General features: G+C 72.0%; 16 protein-coding genes. 4 read left to right on the top strand and 12 right to left on the bottom strand.

Features of this window, described 5'->3' with window-relative positions; translation table 11 throughout:
* Window positions 1-75: 75 nt before the first annotated feature.
* The 4 genes from ACZ4VI_RS21345 to ACZ4VI_RS21330 form a co-directional block, all read right to left on the bottom strand.
* Window positions 76-1,827, bottom strand: coding sequence for an ATP-binding cassette domain-containing protein (locus tag ACZ4VI_RS21345; protein WP_468001299.1), 1,752 nt, complete (start codon window positions 1,825-1,827; stop codon window positions 76-78).
* Between the two features lie 118 nt (window positions 1,828-1,945).
* On the bottom strand, window positions 1,946-2,716 hold the full coding sequence (locus ACZ4VI_RS21340; protein ID WP_468001297.1) for an NUDIX hydrolase: 771 nt from the start codon (window positions 2,714-2,716) through the stop codon (window positions 1,946-1,948).
* A gap of 109 nt (window positions 2,717-2,825) precedes the next feature.
* Window positions 2,826-4,892 carry a glycogen debranching N-terminal domain-containing protein gene (locus tag ACZ4VI_RS21335; RefSeq protein ID WP_468001295.1) on the bottom strand — a complete coding sequence of 689 codons (2,067 nt, stop codon included), beginning with the start codon at window positions 4,890-4,892 and terminating at the stop codon, window positions 2,826-2,828.
* Window positions 4,893-5,007: 115 nt separating this feature from the next.
* Window positions 5,008-6,477, bottom strand: a complete 1,470-nt coding sequence (locus ACZ4VI_RS21330; protein ID WP_468001293.1) for a DUF4192 domain-containing protein — start codon at window positions 6,475-6,477, stop codon at window positions 5,008-5,010.
* 133 nt (window positions 6,478-6,610) lie between these two features.
* Here ACZ4VI_RS21330 and ACZ4VI_RS21325 point away from each other — a divergent pair, with 133 nt between their 5' ends.
* Complete coding sequence (locus tag ACZ4VI_RS21325) at window positions 6,611-8,794, top strand: RecQ family ATP-dependent DNA helicase (protein WP_468001291.1); 2,184 nt, start codon at window positions 6,611-6,613, stop codon at window positions 8,792-8,794.
* A 216-nt stretch (window positions 8,795-9,010) separates the two neighbouring features.
* Complete coding sequence (locus tag ACZ4VI_RS21320; protein ID WP_468001289.1) at window positions 9,011-9,640, top strand: hypothetical protein; 630 nt, start codon at window positions 9,011-9,013, stop codon at window positions 9,638-9,640.
* A gap of 81 nt (window positions 9,641-9,721) precedes the next feature.
* Here ACZ4VI_RS21320 and ACZ4VI_RS21315 read toward each other — a convergent pair whose 3' ends face one another.
* From ACZ4VI_RS21315 to ACZ4VI_RS21290, 6 genes are all read right to left on the bottom strand, one after another.
* Window positions 9,722-10,351 (bottom strand): hypothetical protein, encoded by a 630-nt coding sequence (locus ACZ4VI_RS21315; protein ID WP_468001287.1) that lies wholly within the window; start codon window positions 10,349-10,351, stop codon window positions 9,722-9,724.
* Between the two features lie 91 nt (window positions 10,352-10,442).
* On the bottom strand, window positions 10,443-11,153 hold the full coding sequence (locus ACZ4VI_RS21310; RefSeq protein ID WP_468001285.1) for a ribonuclease HII: 711 nt from the start codon (window positions 11,151-11,153) through the stop codon (window positions 10,443-10,445).
* Between the two features lie 261 nt (window positions 11,154-11,414).
* Window positions 11,415-13,184 carry a DUF4153 domain-containing protein gene (locus ACZ4VI_RS21305; protein WP_468001283.1) on the bottom strand — a complete coding sequence of 590 codons (1,770 nt, stop codon included), beginning with the start codon at window positions 13,182-13,184 and terminating at the stop codon, window positions 11,415-11,417.
* A 182-nt stretch (window positions 13,185-13,366) separates the two neighbouring features.
* Entirely contained in the window at window positions 13,367-14,278 is a 912-nt protein-coding gene (locus tag ACZ4VI_RS21300) for an ADP-ribosylglycohydrolase family protein (RefSeq protein WP_468001282.1), read from the bottom strand.
* Window positions 14,279-14,290: 12 nt separating this feature from the next.
* A complete protein-coding gene (locus tag ACZ4VI_RS21295) occupies window positions 14,291-14,950 on the bottom strand; it encodes a histidine phosphatase family protein (RefSeq protein ID WP_468001280.1) in 660 nt (219 codons plus the stop codon).
* Between the two features lie 161 nt (window positions 14,951-15,111).
* Window positions 15,112-15,717, bottom strand: a complete 606-nt coding sequence (locus ACZ4VI_RS21290; RefSeq protein ID WP_468001278.1) for a YdbC family protein — start codon at window positions 15,715-15,717, stop codon at window positions 15,112-15,114.
* Between the two features lie 140 nt (window positions 15,718-15,857).
* On the opposite strand from ACZ4VI_RS21290, the gene ACZ4VI_RS21285 reads away from it, so the two are divergent.
* Complete coding sequence (locus tag ACZ4VI_RS21285; protein WP_468001276.1) at window positions 15,858-16,388, top strand: TerD family protein; 531 nt, start codon at window positions 15,858-15,860, stop codon at window positions 16,386-16,388.
* 82 nt (window positions 16,389-16,470) lie between these two features.
* Here ACZ4VI_RS21285 and ACZ4VI_RS21280 read toward each other — a convergent pair whose 3' ends face one another.
* Together ACZ4VI_RS21280 and nrdR are read right to left on the bottom strand one after the other, a co-directional pair.
* Window positions 16,471-19,356 carry a vitamin B12-dependent ribonucleotide reductase gene (locus ACZ4VI_RS21280; protein ID WP_468001275.1) on the bottom strand — a complete coding sequence of 962 codons (2,886 nt, stop codon included), beginning with the start codon at window positions 19,354-19,356 and terminating at the stop codon, window positions 16,471-16,473.
* A gap of 160 nt (window positions 19,357-19,516) precedes the next feature.
* The gene (gene nrdR / locus ACZ4VI_RS21275; protein WP_468001273.1) at window positions 19,517-20,029 is read right to left on the bottom strand and encodes a transcriptional regulator NrdR; all 513 of its coding nucleotides are present in this window, start codon (window positions 20,027-20,029) and stop codon (window positions 19,517-19,519) included.
* Window positions 20,030-20,531: 502 nt separating this feature from the next.
* On the opposite strand from nrdR, the gene lexA reads away from it, so the two are divergent.
* Window positions 20,532-21,323, top strand: a complete 792-nt coding sequence (gene lexA, locus ACZ4VI_RS21270) for a transcriptional repressor LexA (RefSeq protein ID WP_468001271.1) — start codon at window positions 20,532-20,534, stop codon at window positions 21,321-21,323.
* Window positions 21,324-21,416 lie beyond the last annotated feature (93 nt).

Below are 21,416 nucleotides of genomic sequence, written 5' to 3'. Positions count from 1 at the left end.
TGACGATTAATCGGACATAGCTGGGCATTTTTAAGGGAGTTGTCGGACAACCGGAAGCTTTCGATCCGGATTTGATCACCAACGCGCTTTGCGGTGAAGCCCGGTGATCACATACGCGCAGAGCAGGGCGGTCAACGCCAGCGTCAGGGCCACCCCCACGGGCTGGGCGACCACCCGCAGCGCCCCCAGCAACCAGCGGTCGGCCGCCACCGGCCACTCGACGCTGACGAATTCCCGCAGTCGGCCGGGAAGTCCGGCGATCGACCGGGCCGCGGGGCCCGACGTCACCTGACGCAGCAGCGGGGCCACGACGACGGGCACCGCCAGCACCGCCGCCACTCCCGCCGCGGCGACCCGGAAGACCCCGGCCCCGAGCACTCCCGCCCAGGCGCAGCCGACGATCAGTCCGAGCCAACTAGCGCACAGCGTCGGCCAGTTTCGGGGGACGGGGATCAACTCGCCGCCGTAGACGAGGCGGAGCACCTCCAGGTCGGCCACCACGACGAGCACGGCGAGGACCAGGGCCACGGCGGCGGCGACCGTGAGCTTGGCGAGCAGCAGCCCGAGCCTGCGCGGAACGGTGCCGCGACCGGTGGTGAGCGCCGGGTAGCGGTACTCGTCGCCGAACGAGAAGGCGCCGAGCAGTCCGGCGCCCAGGGCGGCGGGCGGCAGCGGGGAGAGGGCGGGCCAGCCCGCGAGGACCGTGGGCAGGGGTGTCCGGCCACTGCGCGCGAGGAGCACCGAGATCACCACGGAGGCGACGAGGACCGCGGCCGCGACGAGCGGTGTCGCCGGAACGCCGAGAAGTCTGCGGATCTCGTACCGCAGTGGCCGCAGCGGCGAACGGGCCGGCCTCCGGACCTTCGGCGGTCCGGGCTGCGGCACGGCGTCGGCGGTCGGCCCTTCGGGCCCGGGGGCGGGGGCGGTGCGGGAGGCTTCCGGCGATTCGACCGGACCGGTGGCTCCCACCTCGTCGGCCAGTTGGTGGATGAGCACGCCGTGCCGGAAGGCCGTCTCGCCGATCGCGGCGCAGTCGCTGCCGTAGACGGAGAGGCGATTGCCCTGCTCGGTGACCACTTCGACCGTGCGGCGCGCGGCCCGCGCCTCCTGGGTGACGGCGGCGGCGAGGCGCGCGGCGTGGGGTGTCCGCACGGCCACGCGCGGCCGCAGCCGGGTCCGGGCGAACTCGGTCGCGTCCTGTGCCGCGACGAGCCGCCCCCCATCGAGCGTGACGACCCGGTCGGCGTTGCGGGCCGCGTCCTTGGGGTCCGCGGTGGTGTAGAGGACGGTGCCGCCGTCGGCGGCGTGCGCGCGCAGGATGTGGTGGAGCCATGCCTTCTCGCGCGCGGAGAGCCCGGCACCGGGTTCGTCGAGCAGCAGCGTGTGGGGATCGCCCAACAGGGCCGAGGCGAGACCGAGTCGGCGGTCCATGCCCCGGGGCAGTCTGCCGATGCGCTGGTCGTGCAGGCCGGTGAGGCCGACGAGCCGGAGCATCTCGTCCGCCCTGGCCGCCGGGACCCCGGCCGCGGCGCAGAGCATCCGCAACTGGCTGCGCAGCGTCCGCGAGGGGTGACCGGGTACATCGCCGAACAGCACCCCGACCTCGCCCGCGGGGTGCGCGATGCGCTGGAGCGGTCGGCCCCGGAAGTAGGTGACGCCCCGGCCCGGCTCGAGTTCGAGCATCAGCCGCAGGGCGGTGGTCTTGCCGGATCCGGCGGGACCGAGAAGGGCCGTGACCTGGCCGGGCCGTGCTTCGAAGGTGAGATCGTCCACGGCTGGCGGGAGGTCGCGGCGGGGGCTGCTGGTGAGTCCGATGGCCTGGAGCATCGCTTCTCTCGCGGTAGGTGAGACCGCTCCGCGGCAGGGCGGCTTCGAAGCAAGATAACGCTACATTTCGGACTTTCGGCGCAGGGTTGGGGCCTCGGGTCGCCCGGGAGCGAAGCGGTCAGACCTCAGGACGGAGCATCGGCGGGTTGAGCAGGGTGGCCCCACCGGCCCGGAACAGCTGTGCGGGACGCCCGCCCTGACGCGTCGTGGTTCCACCGGCGGGAACCAGGAAGCCCGGCGTACCGGTCACCTTCCGATGGAAGTTGCGCGGGTCGAGGGTGACACCCCACACCGCTTCGTACACCCTCCTCAGCTCGCCCACCGTGAACTCCGGCGGACAGAAGGCCGTTGCCAGCGAGGAGTACTCGATCTTCGAGCGGGCGCGCTCGACGCCGTCGGCGAGGATCCGCGCATGGTCGAAGGCGAGCGGCTCGGCCTGCCCCTCCTCGCGCTCCACGGATCCGTCCTTGCCGAGCAGCTCCTCCACCGGGGCCCAGCGGGCGCTGTTCGCGTCGCCGCCGGCGCGCGGGGCCGGCAGATCCGGGGCGAGCGCCAGATGAGCGACGCTGACCACGCGCATCCGGGGATCGCGCTGCGGGTCGCCGTAGGTCGCCAGCTGCTCCAGGTGGGCACCGTTGCCCGGCACGGGCTCCGGCGTACCCGGGTCGTGGACGCAGAGCCCGGTCTCCTCCACCAGTTCACGCGCCGCGGCGGCATCGAGGTCCTCGTCCGCCCGGACGAATCCGCCGGGCAGCGCCCACCGGCCCTGGAACGGCGGTTCTCCCCGTCGTACCACCAGGGCGCACAGGGCGTGGCGCCGAACGGTGAGCACGACCAGATCGACGGTGACGGCGAAGGGCGGGAAGGCCGACGGGTCGTAGGGAGGCATGTCGCGATCATAGTCGTCTTCCTGACGATAAACACGCCCCTCCGGCGCATCGACGGCGACTTCTTCCGGCTGCCCTGCGGCTTCCCCTGCCCTGTCGAGCGGCATCCGATCAGACTCCCAGCTGAAGGCCGTCGGCGGCCTCCTCGACCATGCCGAGGCCGAGCCGGCTCACCCGCGCCGCGAACGACTCCCCCGCAACCCGGATCCCCGACAGCCGCACCGCGCCGAGCGGAGCCGACCGAAACGGGTGCAGTGCGACGGTGCCACCGGGTGCGTCGGGCCGGATCCCCACGAGAGCCGTCACGAGGTGGACCCCGCCCGCGGCCGCCACCGCGGCCGGCCGGCAGGCCGTGGGATGCGGAACCGGGATCGCCCCGGCCGTCCGCAGGCCCCCGGCGTACATCTCGGGGAGCCGGTAGCCGAACGCCTCCGCCGCGTCGAGGGTCCCCTTCAGCAGGGACACCGCCTCCTTCTCGTACCCCGCCGCGACGAGACCGGCCACGGCCACCACCGTCTCGTGGACCCGCACCGCCCCGGCCCGGTGCCCGAACGGATTGTGGCCGGGCTCCTTGGCACCGAGGCTGCGCAGGCCCCAGCCGGAGTCCAGCGCGGGGGTGCCCAGAAGCCTGGCGAGCTGTTCCGTCGCCGCCTTGTCCAGAAGACCGGGTGCGTACCGGCCGCCGCCCAGAAGGCCGGTGTCGAGGAGGTGCGCCGCCCAGCCGCCCAGCTGCGTCCACGGCCGGCCACCCGGCGCCACGGCCGCGGCGGGCCTGCCCCCGGACCGGTCGTCGAGCCAGAACTCGGTACGGAACCGCTCGCGCAGTCCGCGTGCCCAGTCCCGCCAGGCGTCTCCCCCGGGCCGGCCACAGGCGTCGAGCAGGTCGGCGCCGAGCACGGCCGCACGGTGGGCGTGGGCCTGCGTCTCGGCCCGCCATGGTCCGGCGGGCCCCGGGTCCGGGACGAATCCGTGCGGGCCGACTGCGGTACGGAGCCACTGGAGGCACCGCTCCGCCGCAGGAAACAGCTCCGCGAGGTCCTGCTCGGGCAGGCCCCAGCGTCTGGCCTCGGCGAGGACCGCGGGGAAGGCGAGGGTGGCTTCGATGCCCGTACAGCGAGGCGGGAGGAAGGGGCCGGCGTCTCTGAGGGGGCCGGGGATGTGCCCGGACGCCGGTCCCGGCCCGTCGAGCTGGCGGCGTGCCATCGCGCGGAGTGTCGTGACGGCGAGCCGGGTGCCGAGCGGGAGAGCCATCCGCGCGGCCCACAGCGCCTCGGCCGTGGCCGGTCCGCAGCGCCACGGCACTCCCGCGGCGAGATGCACGTCGGCCGGGCGCTCCGGATCGCGCTGGAGGAGCGCCCGGAGGTCGTCGACGGCCACACGCAACAGCTCGCCGACCCGAGGATCGTCACCCTCGGCTCGTGCCTCCGCCAGAACCGCGCCGCCGGGCCGCCCCGCACCGGCCCCCGCGGGCCCGGGAAGTCGCGGGATGCGATCCCCGAGGTGATCCCCGCGCACTCTGAGCTCGATGGTCCGGGCGGATCCGGGGGCCAACTCGATCTCCCAGCGCAGAAGCCCGGCAGCCGCCAGGGCGTCCGTCGGGGGCGGATCGGCGGTGACGGACGCGTACCGGCCGTCCTCCGCGGTCCAGCGCATCCCCGTGCCATGGACGCTCGCGACACGCTCCGGTCCCGCGCGCCCGGCCGCCACGGCGCCCAGGTCCGCGAGATCCGTCCCCAGAGCGATTTCCACCAGGAGCCGGAGCGGTCTGCCGGCGGAGCTGCGCAGCGTGATCCGCTCGGTTCCGTCGGCGCTGCGTGAGCGCTCGACGGTGAGCCCGGGGTCGGGCCCGGTGTCTCCCGCCGTGCGGACGACAGAGAGGAAGACCGCGCGGTCCGCGGCCACCTGGCGGCCCTGGAGGGCGAGGGGTTCCCGACCTGCCACCCGCAGCACACAGCGGGCGAGGAGCCGGCGCCCGGACGCGTAGACCCCCTCAAGGCCGTGCCCGGTGAGCTGGCCGTGCTCGGGGCAGACGGCGAGGGCGGGCAGGGCGACGCAGAGGAGCGCGTTGTGCACCGACGGCAGCTCCCGCGGTGGTGCGACGGCGCCGGCGGGCGGGAGGCCGGCGGCGGGCGCCTGCCCGACCTGGGGTCCGGGGGCTGGGGCGGGACGGGAGGACATGGCTGGTCTGCGGTGCTCTCTGTGCGATCCGGGCTGCCGGCGAGGCGGCGGCGGCACGGGTCGTCGGGCTCCGCCACAGACGTGAACGCCGCTGCGGGCGGCCTGGTCACGGCCGTCATCGCCCACTCCTCGTCCCACGCTGTCCGCCGCGCCGGACCGTCGCACCCCGCAGGGGCTTGGGCGAGGCATTGCCGGGACGGGTCCCGGCGGACCGCGCGCCCTTCCTGACCGCCCTGCCACCCTTCACCGCCGTCACGGCTTTCACCGCCTTCACCGCCGTCACGGCTTTCACCGCCTTCACCGCCTTCACGGCCTTCATTGCCGGTGGACGGGTGCTCCGAGGCCCGACCGGACGCGCCACGGCGGGAGGCTCCGTGGCCGTCGCCGCCCTCGACTCGCGTTCGTGCCGCAGGCAGCTGCGCAGTGATTCGGGGTCGAGCCCCTCGTTGCAGGCCTGGTGGAGCAGGCGGGCGAAGACGTAGTCGGGGTCGGCCTCCAGGGCGAGCCCCAGGGCGACCCGGGCGGCCGGCTCGTCCCCGGTGGACCAGGCGACCCAGCCGGCCAGGGTCAGCGGCGCCGCGGCGTGCTCGTCGAAGGGCGCGACGCAGCGCCGGGCCAGTGCCCGCCACAGCCGCAGGGCGGCCGCGGCCTCGCGGCCCTCCATCCATTCGGCGGCCTGGTCCCGCGTCTCCCGGTCCTGAAGCCCGAGAATCAGGGCCGCGGCCTCATCGGTCTCGATCAGCGCGTCGTCGGCCGCGTCCTGCTCAACCGTCGCCGTACCGCGCGCCAGGCCCGCCACCGGCGTCTTCGCCGTGGAGTCGTCGGAGTCGTCCCCTGCGGTCGGAGGGCCGAACCGGCGGAGCATCTCCCGGGCGAGCCCGAGCGTCGTCTCCCTGACCTCCGCCCGGCCGGCGCCGGGCGGGGCGTCGAAGATCTTGGGAACGATCCGTGCGGAGGCCTCGTTCAGGGCCCTGCGCTGCCGTTCCTCGTCGGACGGCGACGCATGCGGCTTGAGTCGTGCCTCCATGTCCCGCAGGGATCCCCGGACCTGGATTCCGGCGTAGGCCGCCGAGGCGGCCATGACCGACGTGCCGGTCAGGGCCAGGGGTGTGCCGTCGGGCGGGCAGCAGCGGGTGTCCGGGCAGCAGTAGGAGAAGTAGAGACCGTCGGAGATGCAGAGGGCTTCGTAGACGGGAATGTCGAGTGCTCCGCAGGCGGTGCGCAGGCGCTGGGCGAAGGGCCTGAGCCGCTCCATCACGTGGCGGCCCGTCTCGCCCGGTCCGGGGTCCTGGCAGAGGAAGACGAGGATGCCGTCCGGGCGGGTGCCGCGCCGGGTGCAGCCGTCGACGAGGCACTCCGCGAGGTTGTCCGCCGTCGAGCGCCACTCCTTCGACGAGCGCGGGATGCCGAGCCTGACCCGGCTGCCGAATCGGCCGAGCTCGCCGTGGAGCGCGACGAGGACGACGGAATCGCTGGGATGGAAGCCGAGCATGAAGGGGAGGGCGTCGGCCAGTTCGGCGGGACCGCGCAGCGTGATCTGCTGAGTTTCGGTCGTTCCACGGAATTCGTGCGGGTTCGTGTTCATGGTCACGACGGTCTCGCGACGAGCGCCGACTCCGAAAGCCCTGTGGATAACTCAGGGTGACGGGCCCACCATGTTTTCCACAGCCCGGGCGGCTCGTTCGCGCATTGTCCGAGTCATCGGGTTGCATGGGGGCATGACCAACGCAGACCGCCTCGCCGACCGCGCGGCCCTCCGAGCCACCGCCGATGCCGTACTCGCCCGCCTCGTCGGGGACCCCACGGGCACGGCGAGACTGCGCGAGGACCAGTGGCGTGCGATCGAGGCGCTCGTCGCGGACAAGCGGCGCGCGCTGGTCGTGCAGCGGACCGGGTGGGGCAAGTCCGCCGTGTACTTCGTCGCGACGTCGCTGCTGCGCGAGTCCGGCAGCGGCCCGACCGTGATCGTCTCCCCGCTGCTCGCGCTGATGCGCAATCAGGTGGAGGCGGCGGCCCGTGCGGGTATCCGCGCCCGCACGATCAACTCGTCGAACACGGAGGAGTGGGAGACGGTCCAGCAGGAAGTGGCGGCGGGTGAGGTCGATGTCCTGCTGGTCAGTCCGGAGCGGCTCAACAATCCCGACTTCCGCGACCAGGTCCTTCCCCGGCTCGCGGCCGCCACGGGCCTGCTCGTGGTCGACGAGGCCCACTGCATCTCCGACTGGGGCCACGACTTCCGGCCCGACTACCGGCGTCTGCGCACGATGCTGGCCGATCTGCCGGCCGGTGTTCCGGTGCTCGCCACGACGGCGACGGCCAATGCCCGTGTGACGGCGGATGTCGCCGAGCAGCTCGGTACGGGTGCGGGGACCGACGCGCTGGTGCTGCGTGGCCCGCTGGACCGGGAGAGCCTGAGCCTCGGTGTGGTCCGGCTGCCCGACGCCGCGCACCGGCTTGCCTGGCTGGCCGATCATATTGGCGAGCTCCCCGGTTCGGGGATCATCTACACGCTCACGGTGGCGGCGGCCGAGGAGGTCACCGCGTATCTGCGCCAGTGCGGGCACACGGTCTCCTCGTACACGGGCCGTACGGAGAACGCGGACCGGCAGCAGGCGGAGGAGGATCTGCTGGCCAACAGGGTCAAGGCGCTGGTGGCGACCTCGGCGCTGGGCATGGGGTTCGACAAGCCGGACCTGGGCTTCGTGGTGCACCTCGGTTCGCCGTCCTCCCCCATCGCGTACTACCAGCAGGTGGGCCGTGCCGGGCGTGGGGTGGAGCACGCGGAGGTGCTGCTGCTGCCGGGCAAGGAGGACGAGGCGATCTGGCAGTACTTCGCGTCGGTGGCCTTCCCGCCCGAGGAGCAGGTGCGCCGCACGCTCGACGTGCTGGCGCAGGCGGACCGCCCGATGTCCCTGCCCGCTCTGGAGCCGTTGGTCGAACTGCGGCGGACGCGGCTGGAGACGATGCTCAAGGTCCTGGACGTGGACGGTGCGGTGCACCGGGTGAAGGGCGGCTGGACGAGCACGGGGCGGCCGTGGGTGTACGACTCCGAGCGGTATGCCTGGGTGGCGCGGCAGCGGGCGGCGGAGCAGCAGGCGATGCGCGCGTACGCGGCGGGGACGGACTGCCGGATGGAGTTTCTGCGGCGTCAGTTGGACGACGAGGAGGCGGCCGCCTGCGGTCGCTGCGACAACTGCTCGGGGTCCCGGTTCGATCCGAAGGTGAGTGATGCGGCGCTCGACGCCGCCAAGGGTGAGCTGGGACGGCCGGGTGTGGAGGTGGAGCCGCGCAAGATGTGGCCGACCGGACTCGCGGCGGTGGGCGTCGATCTGAAGGGTCGTATCCCCGTCGGCGAGCAGTCGTTCGGGGGGCGGGCGCTGGGGCGGCTGTCGGACATCGGCTGGGGCAACCGTCTGCGTCCGATGGTGTCCGAGCGGGCTTCTGACGGTCCGGTTCCGGACGATGTGGTGCAGGCGGTCGTGCGGGTGCTCGCCGACTGGGCGAAGGGGCCGGGGGGTTGGGCCTCTGGTGCGCCGGATGCTCCTGCCCGGCCGGCCGGTGTGGTCACGGTCGCCTCGCGGAGCAGGCCGCGGCTGGTGGGCTCGCTCGGTCAGCGGATCGCGGAGATCGGTCGGATGCCGCTGCTGGGGGCGGTCGAATACGCGCCGGAGGCGGAGGAGTTGCGGATCTCCCGGACGAACAGCGCTCAGCGGGTGCTGGGGCTCCATCAGGCGCTCACGGTGCCTCCCGCGCTCGCGGAGCGACTGGCCTCGGCGGGCGGTCCCGTGCTGCTGGTGGACGACCTGTCGGACAGTGGATGGACGCTCGCCGTGGCGGCTCGTCTGCTGCGCCGGTCGGGCGCGGAGGGGGTGTTCCCGCTGGTACTTGCCGTCCAGGGGTGAAACGGGGAGTGAACAGTGGGTGTCTGGGCAGGGATATGAGTGGCATACCGGCTCATTCCAGTCAGCGGCCTCAATTGCTCGTTGCCGCTCGCGCACGGGCCCGCAAGAATTGGGAACCCGCCCGGCATGGCCCCGTACGCGGTCCGGAAGGACTGTGCCGTGGTGCGCCCTCACTCGACCTTGCCCGCCAGCGGGCGTGTATCCGAAGGGAGGACCGTGACCTTCGGATTCGCTCCGTCCGCAGCCGCCTCGATCACCTCGTCGTCCGATTCCGCCAGCCGCCTCGCTCGGATGCTGGAACCGGCCGAGTGGGCGGCGGCCGGAATTCCGCTGCTCCGCAACCCTCGTGAGGTCGTCAGCGGTCTGCACAGCCGCCATCGGCCGACGCCGGCGACTGCGGTCGTCGCGGTGCTCGACCACGAGGAACGGGTCGCCGCCAGCGCGTCGTTCACGCGTCGCCCCGTCCCCGCGGACGGCTGGGAGTTCCGTAACGCGCTCCTGTCCCATCTTCGCAGGGTGATCCCGCACGACCTGCGGCTCCGTACTCCGGCACGGACGGCCGTGCTGCTCTACTGCCGGGACGGCGACGAGCGTTGGACCGAGGAGGACGGGGCCTGGATGTGGGGGCTGCGGGACGCCTGCACGCTCCACGGGCTGCGCTGTGGTTCGTACATCACCCTGACCCGCAGTGGCTGGCAGGTGTTGGGCGAAGGTCGCGGCGGCCGGCACCCCAGCTCGGGGTCGCGCCCCGCGGCGCTCGGCGATGTCGCCTCCGACCTGGGCATCCTGACTCCGCGTACGGCGGGCGGAGCCGCCGAGCCGCTGCGTCGGACCGCGGCACGCTGAGCAGACCGCGCCGGTGAGCGGGACCACGGCCCGGCCGCCCGCGAGGGGCGGCCGGGTCAGGACCGCGAGAGGTGCTCCGGCTCAGACACCCGCGCCGAGCACGGCGTTGATGCGCTGCGGGTCACCGCAGACGATGAGCAGCGCGGTCGCGCGTCCCATCGCCAGGGGCAGCGCCTGTGCGGCGGCTTCGTCGGCTCCGCCGTTGACCGCCACGACGACCACGGGCCGAGCGGCGGCCCGCTCCACGGCGGTGGCGTCCGCGAAGAACACGTCGTCGCGGGCGTCCTGCTGGGCCCAGTAGGCGGCCTCGCCGAAGGACAGCTCGTGTGCCGTCCAGGGGTGCTGCTCACCGGTGGTGAGCACGAGGATGTCGCCGGGGGCGCGGCCGGTCTCCAGGAGCAGATCGACGGCCTCTTCGGCGGCGTCGAGCGCGCCGTCGGCCGGGGCCGGGATCAGCTGGATCTGCGGGCCGGAACGCTGCTCGGAACGATTCTCCGGGCGGGGCGACGCGGACTGCCCGGCACCGGGGTGCGGGCGCGGTACCGGCGGGCCCGGGCGGGCCGGTCCGGGGCCGGGACGCCCGGGACGCGGTGACGCCGCGGAACGCGGACCGGGTACGGGACGGGGGGTCGGCGCGGGGTGGCCTGCGGCCGTGCCGCGGGGACCCTGGGCACTCTCGTGAATCTGAGGCTCCTCGGGGATGAGAGGCATGGGTGGATGTCTATCAAATGCCGGTGCGCGGAGCTCCGGCGGGTGGGCACAATCGTGCGGCCCGGCTGTCGGCTTGGGCCTGCCGGGAGGTTCAGAAGTCGAAGCCGAGCTGGCCCCCGCTTTCCAGTGCGGCCGCCTCGGCGGAGATCCGGATCTTCTTGAGGTGCCGCCACTGGGGCAGCGCGTCGAGATACGCCCAGGAGAGCCGGTGGTAGGCGGTGGGGCCCCACTCCTCCAGGGCTGCCTTGTGGAGGGGCGAGGGGTATCCCGCGTTGGCGCCGAAGTCGTACGCCGCGCACTCCTCCGCCTCGATCGCCAGCTCGGCCATCATCGCGTCGCGCCGTACCTTGGCGATGACCGAGGCCGCCGCGACGGCGATGCAGGACTGGTCGCCCTTGATCACCGTACGGACTGTCCAGGGGCTGCCGAGGTAGTCGTGCTTCCCGTCGAGTATCACGGCGTCCGGGCGGACGGGCAGGGCGTCGAGCGCGCGCACGGCGGCCATCCGGAGCGCCGCGGTCATGCCGTGCTCGTCGATCTCCTCGTTGGAGGCGTGGCCGAGGGCGTAGGCGGTGACCCACTTCTCCAGTTCCGCGGCCAGGGCGGTACGGCGATTGGCGGGAATCAGCTTGGAGTCCGTGAGCCCCTCGGGGGGCCGGCGCAGGCCGGTGACGGCGGCGCAGACCGTGACGGGACCGGCCCATGCCCCGCGTCCGACCTCGTCGACCCCGGCGACGATCTTGGCGCCGGTGGTGGCTCGGAGCGAGCGCTCGACGGTGTGAGTGGGTGGTTCGTAGGGCATGGCGCCAGACAGATTACGCCGATGGGTACCACCCGCGATACCCGGATTCCCGTCGGATGTCCGAAGCGGCCGTCTGATGCCGCTCGGCGACAGCGCGATCCGATCGGTCATCGCGCCGATTTCGGTGGTTGACCATGCACTGGAGCACATCTTCGAGCGGTGCATCATGCTCGCCGACGCCCGTACCCCTGTCCCTCCTCCCGCGAGCGGGGAGGGGACAGGGGTATGGGTATGCATGCCGGCGTGCCCTCACGTCCGGGTTCAGGGGGTGCCGTACGGATCGCCATGCGGATCGCCGAACACGCCGTCCGCGTAGGGGTCGTACTCGCCCTCCCTGCTCGGCGCTCCGCATTCGGCCGGGGTCCGGTCGATCGCGTGCTCCGTCAGGATCGTGCGTGCCCGCGCCTCCGACCAGCTGGTGGCGAACCAGCCTCCGTCGTCCGCGCGCAGACGCACCTCGATGTCGAGGAGGGCACAGGAGCGCTGCGGCTCGGGAAGGCCGTCGAGCACCGGTACGGCGTCGGCCGAGAGCCCCGCGAGGTAGGGGATGTCGATCTTTCCGGAGCTGCTGTACCGCTCGACGTTGCGCTCGGCGACGAGGGCGTCGGGCGAGGCGAGACCGAAGGCGAGCACGCCTGCCGCGGCGCTCACGGCCACCGCACGGGGCAGCAGCCGGGCGCCGAAGATCCCCGCGGCCATGATCAGCAGGATGACCAGCCCCAGCCAGATCTCCATGGCGGCCACCGAGATGCGCAGCCGGGTGAGCCCGTAGGCGTCCACGTACAGGTCCATCCTGCGCAGCGCCGACGCGACCACGACCAGGGTGAGGACACACAGGGTGCCGAGAACGGCGCGTACGAGCGTGCGGTCGCGGGCGTCCGCCCGCGGCGCCCAGCGCAGGGCGAGACCGATCACCACGAGGGTGAGCAGCGTGGCCACGAGGAGCTGCCAGAAGCCCTGTCGGGCGTACGCGGAGTAGGTCAGCCCGGTCTCGCTGAGGACCTTGTCGTATCCGCCGAAGAGGACGGCGAGTTGGACCGCGTTGAAGGCCGCGAAGAGCAGATTGAGCACGATGAGCGGAAGGGCCCACTCCAGTCGTGCGCGGGCCCGGCCGGGGCGGATCTCCATCCGGTCCCAGCGCAGGGGTGCGGCGGCGGTGCGGGCGAGGGTGATGGCGCCGAACAGTCCGAGCAGGAAGAGCGAGAGCCGCCAGGGCGCCTGCTCCAGCGAGATGTCGGGCATGAGCGAGCCGAGCAGGTCCGCGAAGGCGGCGTCTGCGCCGGCGAACAGCGCGCCGAAGATGACGAGCAGGACGACGGCCACGCCGACGGTCCGCACGACCGGACCCCACCGGCCGCGGGAGCCCTCGGCCCGGTCGCGGACGCCGTGCCAGGCCCAGGCGGTGCCGGAGCCGAGGGAGTCGAACAGGCCGAGGGGTGCGAACAGGACGCTCGGCCAGCCTCGGCCGCCGTGCAGGGCCAGAGCCGTCACGCCCAGGGCGGAGACGATCGCGAGGAAGGTCGGCCATCCGGCGTCCCGCAGAGCGGGTACGGCGAGGAGGGCGAGGCCTCCGACCGCCCAGACCAGCGTCCAGGGGCGGAGTCGGCGCCCCGCCGCCCGCGCGGCGAAGGCGGCCGCGAGGACTGCGGGAGCGGCCACGATCACCAGATTGAGGCCGAGTCCCCCGCCGAGGAGCAGTGCGCTGAGCACGGCGGTGGCCAGGACGGCCCAGAGCGTCGGGGCGGTCGCCTGGCCCGGTGCCGCGGGGCGGAGCCGCGTGAGCCAGCTGTCGCGCGGGGGCGCGGGTGGCGCCCAGGGGTGCGGCGGGCGGCCCCCCGGCCACCCTCCGCCTGCGCCTGCGCCTGCCACGGCCCACGGCTGGTGCGGCTGCGGCTGCGGCTGTCCGGGCGGTATGGCGCCGCGCGGCGCTGTACCGGCGGAGGACCGGGACTCGGGCGTGGGCTCGGGCTTGGGCTTGCGCTCGGCCTGGGCTCTGTCCTGCGGTGGTGGTTCGGACGGTATGTCGGACACGGGACCCCCTCCCGACCCGGTCGCGTGCGGTGCCAAGACGGCGGAGGGCTGCGGTCCGGGTGTCGTGTCGGCGCGCTCTCGGCATGATCAGCGCTGCGGAGTGGCGACTCTAACGGCGGTCCGGCCGTTTCAAGCCGACCGCACAGCGCTGTGTCAGGACCGTGACACTCACCGGCCTGGGGTCAGGGGCGGGCAGCGGCCGACAGCCAGTCCGGCAGTTCCTCCGTCTGCTCCAGCCAGGAGGCGGGCGGCGCCCCGGACGTACCGGAGGCCACGACACCACCGGCGATCGCACAGGTGGTGTCGACATCGCCACCGACCTGGGCGGTTGTCCAGAACACCTCCTCGTAGTCCCCGAGGGCCCGGGCCGCCGACCAGAGCGCGAACGGGACGGTGTCGTGGGCGCTGGTGCGACGCCCGCTCCCGAGGACGGCCGCCACCGTGCCGGCGTCGCCGTAGTCGAGCATGTCGCGGGCCCGGCGCAGCCCCGCGCCGACGGCGCTGCGGGGCACGAGGGCGACGACACCGTCCAGCAGGTCCGTGGGCGTCGGCGGACCCGCCGGATTCGCGGCGAGCGCGGCGGCGGCCGCCACGGCCATGGCGCCGACGACCGCCTCGCGGTGCTGGTGCGTCGTGTACGCGGAGATCTCGGCCTGATGGGTCGCCTGCTCCGGGTCGTCCGCGTACCAGGCGCCGAGCGGGGCGATCCGCATCGCGGCGCCGTTGCCCCACGAGCCCCGCCCGTTGAAGAGCGCGGCGGCCAGCTCGCGCCAGTCGCCGCCCTCCCTGATGAGCCGGAGCATCCGGTTGACCGCCGGCCCGTAGCCCCGGTCGAAGTCGTGGTGCTCGGCGAACGAGTGCGCGAGCGCGTCCTGGTCGATCCGGCCGTGCCGCGCGAGCACGGCCAGGACTGAGCAGGCCATCTCGGTGTCGTCGGTCCACTGCCAGGGGCCCGGCGGCAGCTCGCGTCGTTTGAGCAGCGGATAGTTGGCGGGGACGAAGAACTGGGAGCCCAGGGCGTCTCCCACGGCCAGCCCTCGAAGGCTGGCCAGGGCGCGTTCGAAGCGCCGGTCGAGAGTGGAGTCAGCGGTCATCGCTCAGCCACTCTATCCGGTGTAGCCGTACGGTTCCGGGGTACGCCAGCGCTCGAACGGCCGGTCCAGGGTGTATCTGCCGTCCTCGCCGAGCAGCAGCATCCGCGTCTCGCCGTTGCCCGGATTGGACAGCGACTCGAACTCGGCGACCGTCCAGTGGAACCACCGCATGCAGAAGAGCCGCATCGTCAGCCCGTGGGTCACCAGCAGTACGTTCGGAGGGTGGTCGGGCGCCTCGAAACTGCGGTACAGGCTCTCCAGGAACGCCCCGACCCGGTCGTACACGTCGGCCCCGGACTCGCCCTGCGCGAAGCGGTAGAAGAAGTGCCCGTAGGCGTCGCGGTACGCCTTCTGGAGGCGTACGTCCTCCCGGTCCTGCCAGTTTCCCCAGTCCTGCTCCCGCAGCCGCGGCTCCTCGCGCACCCGGACTCGCTCGGGGTCGAGCCCGAAGGCGCGGAATGTCTCGTGCGTGCGGCGGTACGGAGAGACGTACACACTGATCCGCTCCTCCCCGAACAGCTCCCGCAGCCGCTCCCCCGTCTCCTGTGCCTGCCGCAGACCGGTCTCGGTGAGCCTGAGCGCGTGGTCGGGCTCCCGCTCGTACACCGTGTCGTCGACATTGCCCTCGGACTCTCCGTGCCGTACGAGGACGATGCGCAGCGGTCGTGCCATGCCACGACCCTAGATCGCCCTCTCCGGCCGGGCTCGGTCGAGGAGGCGTCCGGCGTCCATCCGGCGGATGCGGCGATGGCCGACCAGTCGGCCCGGGCGACGCTCGCCGCGGTCTCGGCGGGGGCGTTCGTCCCACCGCCGACCCCGGCGACGAAGGGTGATCACACCGTCCAGGACGCCTCGAGCTGCACCACGTCCCCGCTGAGCGCCGCCACGTCGGCCTCCGTCTGGGCCCGCAGCCCGAGCCGTTCGACGCGTTCCGCACGGTACTTCCCGTGCTCCGCGGCGGACCGCCACATCGACAGCACCACGAACTCGTTCCCCGGCGCCTCTCCGAACACCCCGCGCAGCATCCCGGGGGAGCCGGCCATCGCCGGGTTCCACACCTTCTCCTGCATCAGCGCGAAGTGCTCGACCCGGTCCTCGTGGACACGGCAGTGCGCCACTCGCGCCACATCGGCGTCCGTGAACCGCGGTTCGAAGCCCGTCTTCACGTCGAAGCGGTAGTCGAAGAGCTTGACCTGCATGTCCTTGTACGAGCCCGACTGCGCGGCCGCGAGCCGGTCGTGCGACCGCGCCATGAAGGAGTCGTAGAACGCGCGGCTCTCCCAGAACGAGAAGACATGGGCGACATCGGGCCGCGCCCGGCTCCACCCTCCGCCCTGGCCCCGGAATCCCGGCTCACCCAGCAACCCCGCCCATTTCCGCTGCCCCCGCTCGAACCCCCGACGGTCCACCACGGTGCAGCGAATCCACTTGACCAGCACGGCGCCATCGTACGGGGCATTCACTGTCCGCCACCCCGTTCTCGCACCGAGTGCGCATGACACCATGAGCAACCGGTCCGAGACCACGGACAGTTGACCGGGACCGTGGTCACCAGTCGTACGCAGAGAGGGGATTCACGGTGAGCGGACTCAACAAGGGGGTCGGCAAGGTCGAGGTGACGCTCAAGTGGGACCCCAGTCCCATCGGAGCCGCGTCGCACGATCTGGACATCATCGCCGGGGTCTACACGGCGGACGATCCGTATGGTGCGCCCGCCTATCTGGTGCACTTCGACAGCCGCTCCCCCGACGGCACGATCACCCTCAGCCGGGACAGCCGTACCGGGCAGGGCTACGGCTACGACGAAGCGATGACCCTGGAACTGGACCGGCTCGCGCCCCGCTACGCGCGCGTGGTGGTGGGGGTGGCCATACAGCAGGGCGCCGGCAGGCTGACGTTCGCCGACATCGCCAACACCGGCGTACGGGTGCGTGAGGGCTACACCGAGCTCGTCTCGCACGGCTTCGGTGACGTCGCCGGTGCCACGGCGGCGACGGTCGTGGAGTTCACCCGCGACGGAGCGGACGGCTGGTCCTACCGGTCGATCCGCCGCGGCTTCGACACGGACCCGCAGACCTTCACGACGCTGATGGGGGCAAAGCCCGCCTGACTCCGGACACGCAGAAGGGGACCGGCCCGAGGCCGGTCCCCTTCTCACTCACTTCTCACTCACTCGGCGTTCAGCCGACCGCTCAGCTGCAGCCGCTGGTCGAGCCGCAGCCCTCGCAGATGTAGCAGGAGCCGGCGCGCTGCATCTTCGTACCGCAGGAGAAGCACAGCGGGGCGTCCGCGCTGATGCCCAGCTGCATCTCGACGAGCTCCGCCGAGGTGTGCGCCTGCTTCGGGGCCGGAACCTCCGCCTTCGGCGGGGTCGAGACGGCCTTCAGGGGCTCCGTCTGGCGCGGGGCGGACTGGGCCAGGCCCTCGACGTCCACCTCGTCGTCGGCGGGCTCGTAGGAGCCCGTCTCCAGGTGACGCTGACGCTCCTCGGCCGAGTGGATGCCGAGCGCGGAGCGGGTCTCGAAGGGCAGGAAGTCCAGCGCCAGGCGGCGGAAGATGTAGTCCACGATCGACTGCGCCATCCGCACGTCCGGGTCGTCCGTCATGCCGGCCGGCTCGAAGCGCATGTTGGTGAACTTGGAGACGTACGTCTCCAGCGGGACGCCGTACTGCAGACCGACGGAGACGGCGATGGAGAAGGCGTCCATCATGCCGGCGAGCGTCGAGCCCTGCTTGGACATCTTCAGGAAGACCTCGCCGAGACCGTCGTCCGGGTAGGAGTTGGCGGTCATGTACCCCTCGGCGCCACCGACGGTGAAGGAGGTGGTGATCCCCGGGCGGCCCTTCGGCAGGCGCTTGCGGACCGGGCGGTACTCGACGACCTTCTCGACGGCCTCGCGGATCGTCGCCTCGGACTTCGCGGTGACCTCGGCCTTCTCCTGCTCCTTCTTCTTGGCGGAGAGGGGCTGGCCGACCTTGCAGTTGTCGCGGTAGATGGCGAGCGCCTTGACGCCCATCTTCCAGGCCTCGAAGTAGACCTCCTCGACGTCCTCGACCGTGGCCGTCTCCGGCAGGTTCACGGTCTTGGAGAGGGCGCCGGAGATCCACGGCTGGATGGCGGCCATCATGCGGACGTGGCCCATCGCGGAGATGGAGCGCTCGCCCATGGCGCAGTCGAAGACCTCGTAGTGCTCGGTCTTCAGGCCGGGGGCGTCGATCACATTGCCGTGCTCGGCGATGTGGGCGACGATCGCCTCGATCTGCTCCTCCTGGTAGCCCAGGCGGCGCAGGGCCTGCGGGACGGTGCCGTTGACGATCTGCATCGAGCCGCCGCCGACCAGCTTCTTGAACTTGACCAGGGCGAGGTCGGGCTCGAGGCCGGTGGTGTCGCAGGACATCGCGAGACCGATGGTGCCGGTCGGGGCGATGACCGAGGCCTGCGCGTTGCGGAAGCCGTTCCTGGCGCCGAGGCGGATCACGTCCTGCCAGGCCTCCGTGGCGGCGGCCCAGATCGGCGAGTCGAGGTCGTCCATGCGAACGGCCGCGGTGTTGGCGTCGGCGTGCTGCTTCATGACGCGCTGGTGCGGCTCGGCGTTGCGGGCGTAGCCGTCGTACGGGCCGACGACCGCGGCGAGCTCGGCGGAGCGCCTGTACGAGGTGCCGGTCATCAACGAAGTGATGGCACCGGCCAGGGCGCGGCCGCCGTCGGAGTCGTACGCGTGGCCGGTGGCCATGAGCAGGGCGCCGAGGTTGGCGTAGCCGATGCCCAGCTGACGGAAGGCGCGGGTGTTCTCGCCGATCTTCTCGGTGGGGAAGTCCGCGAAGCAGATGGAGATGTCCATCGCCGTGATGACCAGCTCGACGACCTTGGCGAAGCGTTCGGTGTCGAACGACTGGTTGCCCTTGCCGTCGTCCTTGAGGAACTTCATCAGGTTCAGCGAGGCGAGGTTGCAGGACGTGTTGTCCAGGTGCATGTACTCGCTGCACGGGTTCGAGCCGTTGATGCGGCCGGACTCGGGGCAGGTGTGCCAGCGGTTGATCGTGTCGTCGTACTGGATGCCCGGGTCGGCGCAGGCCCACGCGGCCTCGGCCATCTTGCGGAACAGCGCCTTGGCGTCGACCTCCTCGATGACCTCGCCGGTCATGCGGGACGTAAGCCCGAACTTGCCGCCCGACTCGACCGCCTTCATGAAGGTGTCGTTCACGCGGACCGAGTTGTTGGCGTTCTGGTACTGGACGGACGTGATGTCGTCGCCGCCCAGGTCCATGTCGAAGCCCGCGTCACGCAGGGCGCGGATCTTCTCCTCCTCCTTGACCTTGGTCTCGATGAAGTCCTCGATGTCCGGGTGGTCGACGTCGAGGATGACCATCTTGGCCGCGCGGCGGGTGGCGCCGCCCGACTTGATCGTTCCCGCGGAGGCGTCGGCGCCGCGCATGAAGGAGACCGGGCCGGAGGCGTTGCCGCCGGAGGAGAGGAGCTCCTTGGAGGAGCGGATGCGGGAGAGGTTCAGGCCGGCGCCGGAGCCGCCCTTGAAGATCATGCCCTCTTCCTTGTACCAGTCGAGGATCGACTCCATGGAGTCGTCGACGGACAGGATGAAGCAGGCGGAGACCTGCTGCGGCTGGGGCGTGCCGACGTTGAACCAGACCGGCGAGTTGAAGCTGAAGATCTGGTGCAGGAGGGCGTAGGCCAGCTCGTGCTCGAAGATCTCGGCGTCGGCGGGCGAGGCGAAGTAGCCGTACTCCTCGCCGGCCTTCGTGTAGGTCTTCACGATCCGGTCGATGAGCTGCTTGAGACCGGTCTCGCGCTGCGGGGTGCCGACCGCCCCGCGGAAGTACTTGCTGGTGACGATGTTGACCGCGTTCACCGACCAGAAGTCGGGGAACTCGACGCCACGCTGCTCGAAGTTGACCGAGCCGTCGCGCCAGTTGGTCATGACGACGTCACGACGCTCCCAGACCACCTCGTCGTACGGATGCACGCCGGGGGTGGTGTGGATGCGCTCGATACGCAGGCCCTTGGCCTTGGCTCCCTTGGCGCGGGAACCTCGTGCCGGACCGCTCGCCGTCTCTGTCATGCCGCCTCCCATATACGGGCAAAACACCCTGTAGTGCCCAGATAGTCCCAGGGCACCGTCTTCTTTGTCTGCTGCCGCGAGCGCCGCTCGGGGCACTCGTGACACGTCTTTTCGGCCGCGAGGGGCCGGCCACGACCGGACCCTCGGTCCGGTCCGCCGGTCAGTCGGCGGCGGTGGCGGGAACCGGGACCTCGGGGGTCGCTCCGGTCCCGCGGTCCTCTGCGGGAGGCCGTTGCTCGCGGAGCTCCGCGATGGCGGCCTCGAAGTCGTCGAGGCTGTCGAAAGCCTTGTAAACGGATGCGAAGCGCAGGTACGCGACGAGGTCGAGCTCCTGCAACGGGCCGAGGATGGCCAGACCCACGTCGTGGGTGGTCAGCTCGGCGCTCCCGGTGGCGCGCACCGCCTCCTCGACCCGCTGGCCGAGCTTGGCGAGGGCGTCCTCGGTCACGGGCCGCCCCTGGCACGCCTTGCGCACGCCGGAGATGACCTTGGTGCGACTGAAGGGTTCGGTCACGCCCGACCGCTTCACGACCATGAGCGAGCACGTCTCCACCGTCGTGAAACGACGGGAGCAGTCGGGGCACTGGCGGCGGCGTCGGATCGACGTCCCGTCGTCGGTGGTGCGACTGTCGACGACACGGCTGTCGGGGTGCCTGCAGAAGGGGCAATGCATGGTTCCGACCCTCCCTCGCGGCACGACTGAATAGCCTCGCCGGGCCCGTCAAGGCCCCTCGAAGCGACCACCAGCATAGGCGATGCGGGCACCCCCGGAAGACCGGGGACCACAACTTGTAGGTGGCTGATGCAATCCAACCACTAGATCTGGGGTTGGGCCTGATTTCCGGCACTTCGCGCGTGTCGCGCGGCGCGTGCGGTACGGCCGGCCACGAGGGTACGGGACGGCGCGCGGCTCCCCCGATTCGGGCCCCCGGAGTGCGAGACTGGGAGGGCACCTCCGGCCGCACCGACAGGGCACCCCCCGGCGGCATGCGGCCCGGCGCCGAACGCTACCGTCTGACCGAATTGCCAGCGACGCCCGGGCGTGCGTATACACCCACCTGCACAGACACGTAAGGCAATCTGCGAATTTTCACTCGAACGTGTGTTTGGCGCAACCTTTCGAAAGCCACTACCGTTGTGCCAGCCAGGGAGACCATTCGAGAGGGGCCGCCGACGTGACCACCACCGCAGACAGTGCCACCATCACTGCCCAGGACCGCTCCCAGGGCCGACTCGAGGCGGTGCATGCCATGAATGACGCAGCCATGAACGGGGACGGGGACCCAGGCCGGCCTGCGCGCTCGCTGCCAGGACGACCTCCCGGCATCAGGGCGGACAGCTCCGGCCTCACCGACCGGCAGCGCAGGGTCATCGAGGTCATCCGGGACTCGGTCCAGCGGCGCGGCTACCCGCCGTCGATGCGGGAGATCGGTCAGGCCGTGGGCCTCTCCAGCACCTCCTCCGTCGCGCACCAGCTGATGGCCCTGGAGCGCAAGGGCTTCCTGCGCCGTGACCCGCACCGCCCCCGGGCGTACGAGGTGCGTGGCTCCGACCAGCCGAGCACCCAGCCGACGGACACCACCGGCAAGCCCGCCGCCTCGTACGTGCCCCTCGTCGGCCGGATCGCGGCAGGTGGCCCGATCCTGGCCGAGGAGTCGGTCGAGGACGTCTTCCCGCTCCCCCGGCAGCTGGTGGGCGACGGCGAGCTCTTCGTCCTGAAGGTCGTCGGTGACTCGATGATCGAGGCCGCGATCTGTGACGGGGACTGGGTCACCGTCCGCCGCCAGCCGGTCGCGGAGAACGGGGACATCGTCGCGGCCATGCTCGACGGTGAGGCCACGGTCAAGCGCTTCAAGCGCGAGGACGGCCATGTCTGGCTGCTGCCGCACAACGCGGCGTACCAGCCGATCCCTGGTGACGAGGCCACCATCCTCGGCAAGGTCGTGGCGGTACTGCGGCGGGTGTGACAGCACCTCGCCGGCTCTGACCGGGCCCCGGGACCCACTGCGCCGGTCCCGGGGCCCTGCTTTGTGCCTAATCCGGCGCCGCTTTCGCGGAGG

Source organism: Streptomyces sp. NPDC029169, from assembly GCF_055563935.1.
Note: the sequence above shows the minus strand (reverse complement) of the source record. Positions and strands in the feature narration are given on the sequence as shown.

Coding starts and splice junctions, on each gene's coding strand:
- ACZ4VI_RS21345 (WP_468001299.1), bottom strand. CDS start 1,827: ATGCTCCAGGCCATCGGACTCACCAGCAGCCCCCGCCGCGACCTCCCG.
- ACZ4VI_RS21340 (WP_468001297.1), bottom strand. CDS start 2,716: ATGCCTCCCTACGACCCGTCGGCCTTCCCGCCCTTCGCCGTCACCGTC.
- ACZ4VI_RS21335 (WP_468001295.1), bottom strand. CDS start 4,892: ATGTCCTCCCGTCCCGCCCCAGCCCCCGGACCCCAGGTCGGGCAGGCG.
- ACZ4VI_RS21330 (WP_468001293.1), bottom strand. CDS start 6,477: ATGAACACGAACCCGCACGAATTCCGTGGAACGACCGAAACTCAGCAG.
- ACZ4VI_RS21325 (WP_468001291.1), top strand. CDS start 6,611: ATGACCAACGCAGACCGCCTCGCCGACCGCGCGGCCCTCCGAGCCACC.
- ACZ4VI_RS21315 (WP_468001287.1), bottom strand. CDS start 10,351: ATGCCTCTCATCCCCGAGGAGCCTCAGATTCACGAGAGTGCCCAGGGT.
- ACZ4VI_RS21310 (WP_468001285.1), bottom strand. CDS start 11,153: ATGCCCTACGAACCACCCACTCACACCGTCGAGCGCTCGCTCCGAGCC.
- ACZ4VI_RS21300 (WP_468001282.1), bottom strand. CDS start 14,278: ATGACCGCTGACTCCACTCTCGACCGGCGCTTCGAACGCGCCCTGGCC.
- ACZ4VI_RS21295 (WP_468001280.1), bottom strand. CDS start 14,950: ATGGCACGACCGCTGCGCATCGTCCTCGTACGGCACGGAGAGTCCGAG.
- ACZ4VI_RS21280 (WP_468001275.1), bottom strand. CDS start 19,356: ATGACAGAGACGGCGAGCGGTCCGGCACGAGGTTCCCGCGCCAAGGGA.
- nrdR (WP_468001273.1), bottom strand. CDS start 20,029: ATGCATTGCCCCTTCTGCAGGCACCCCGACAGCCGTGTCGTCGACAGT.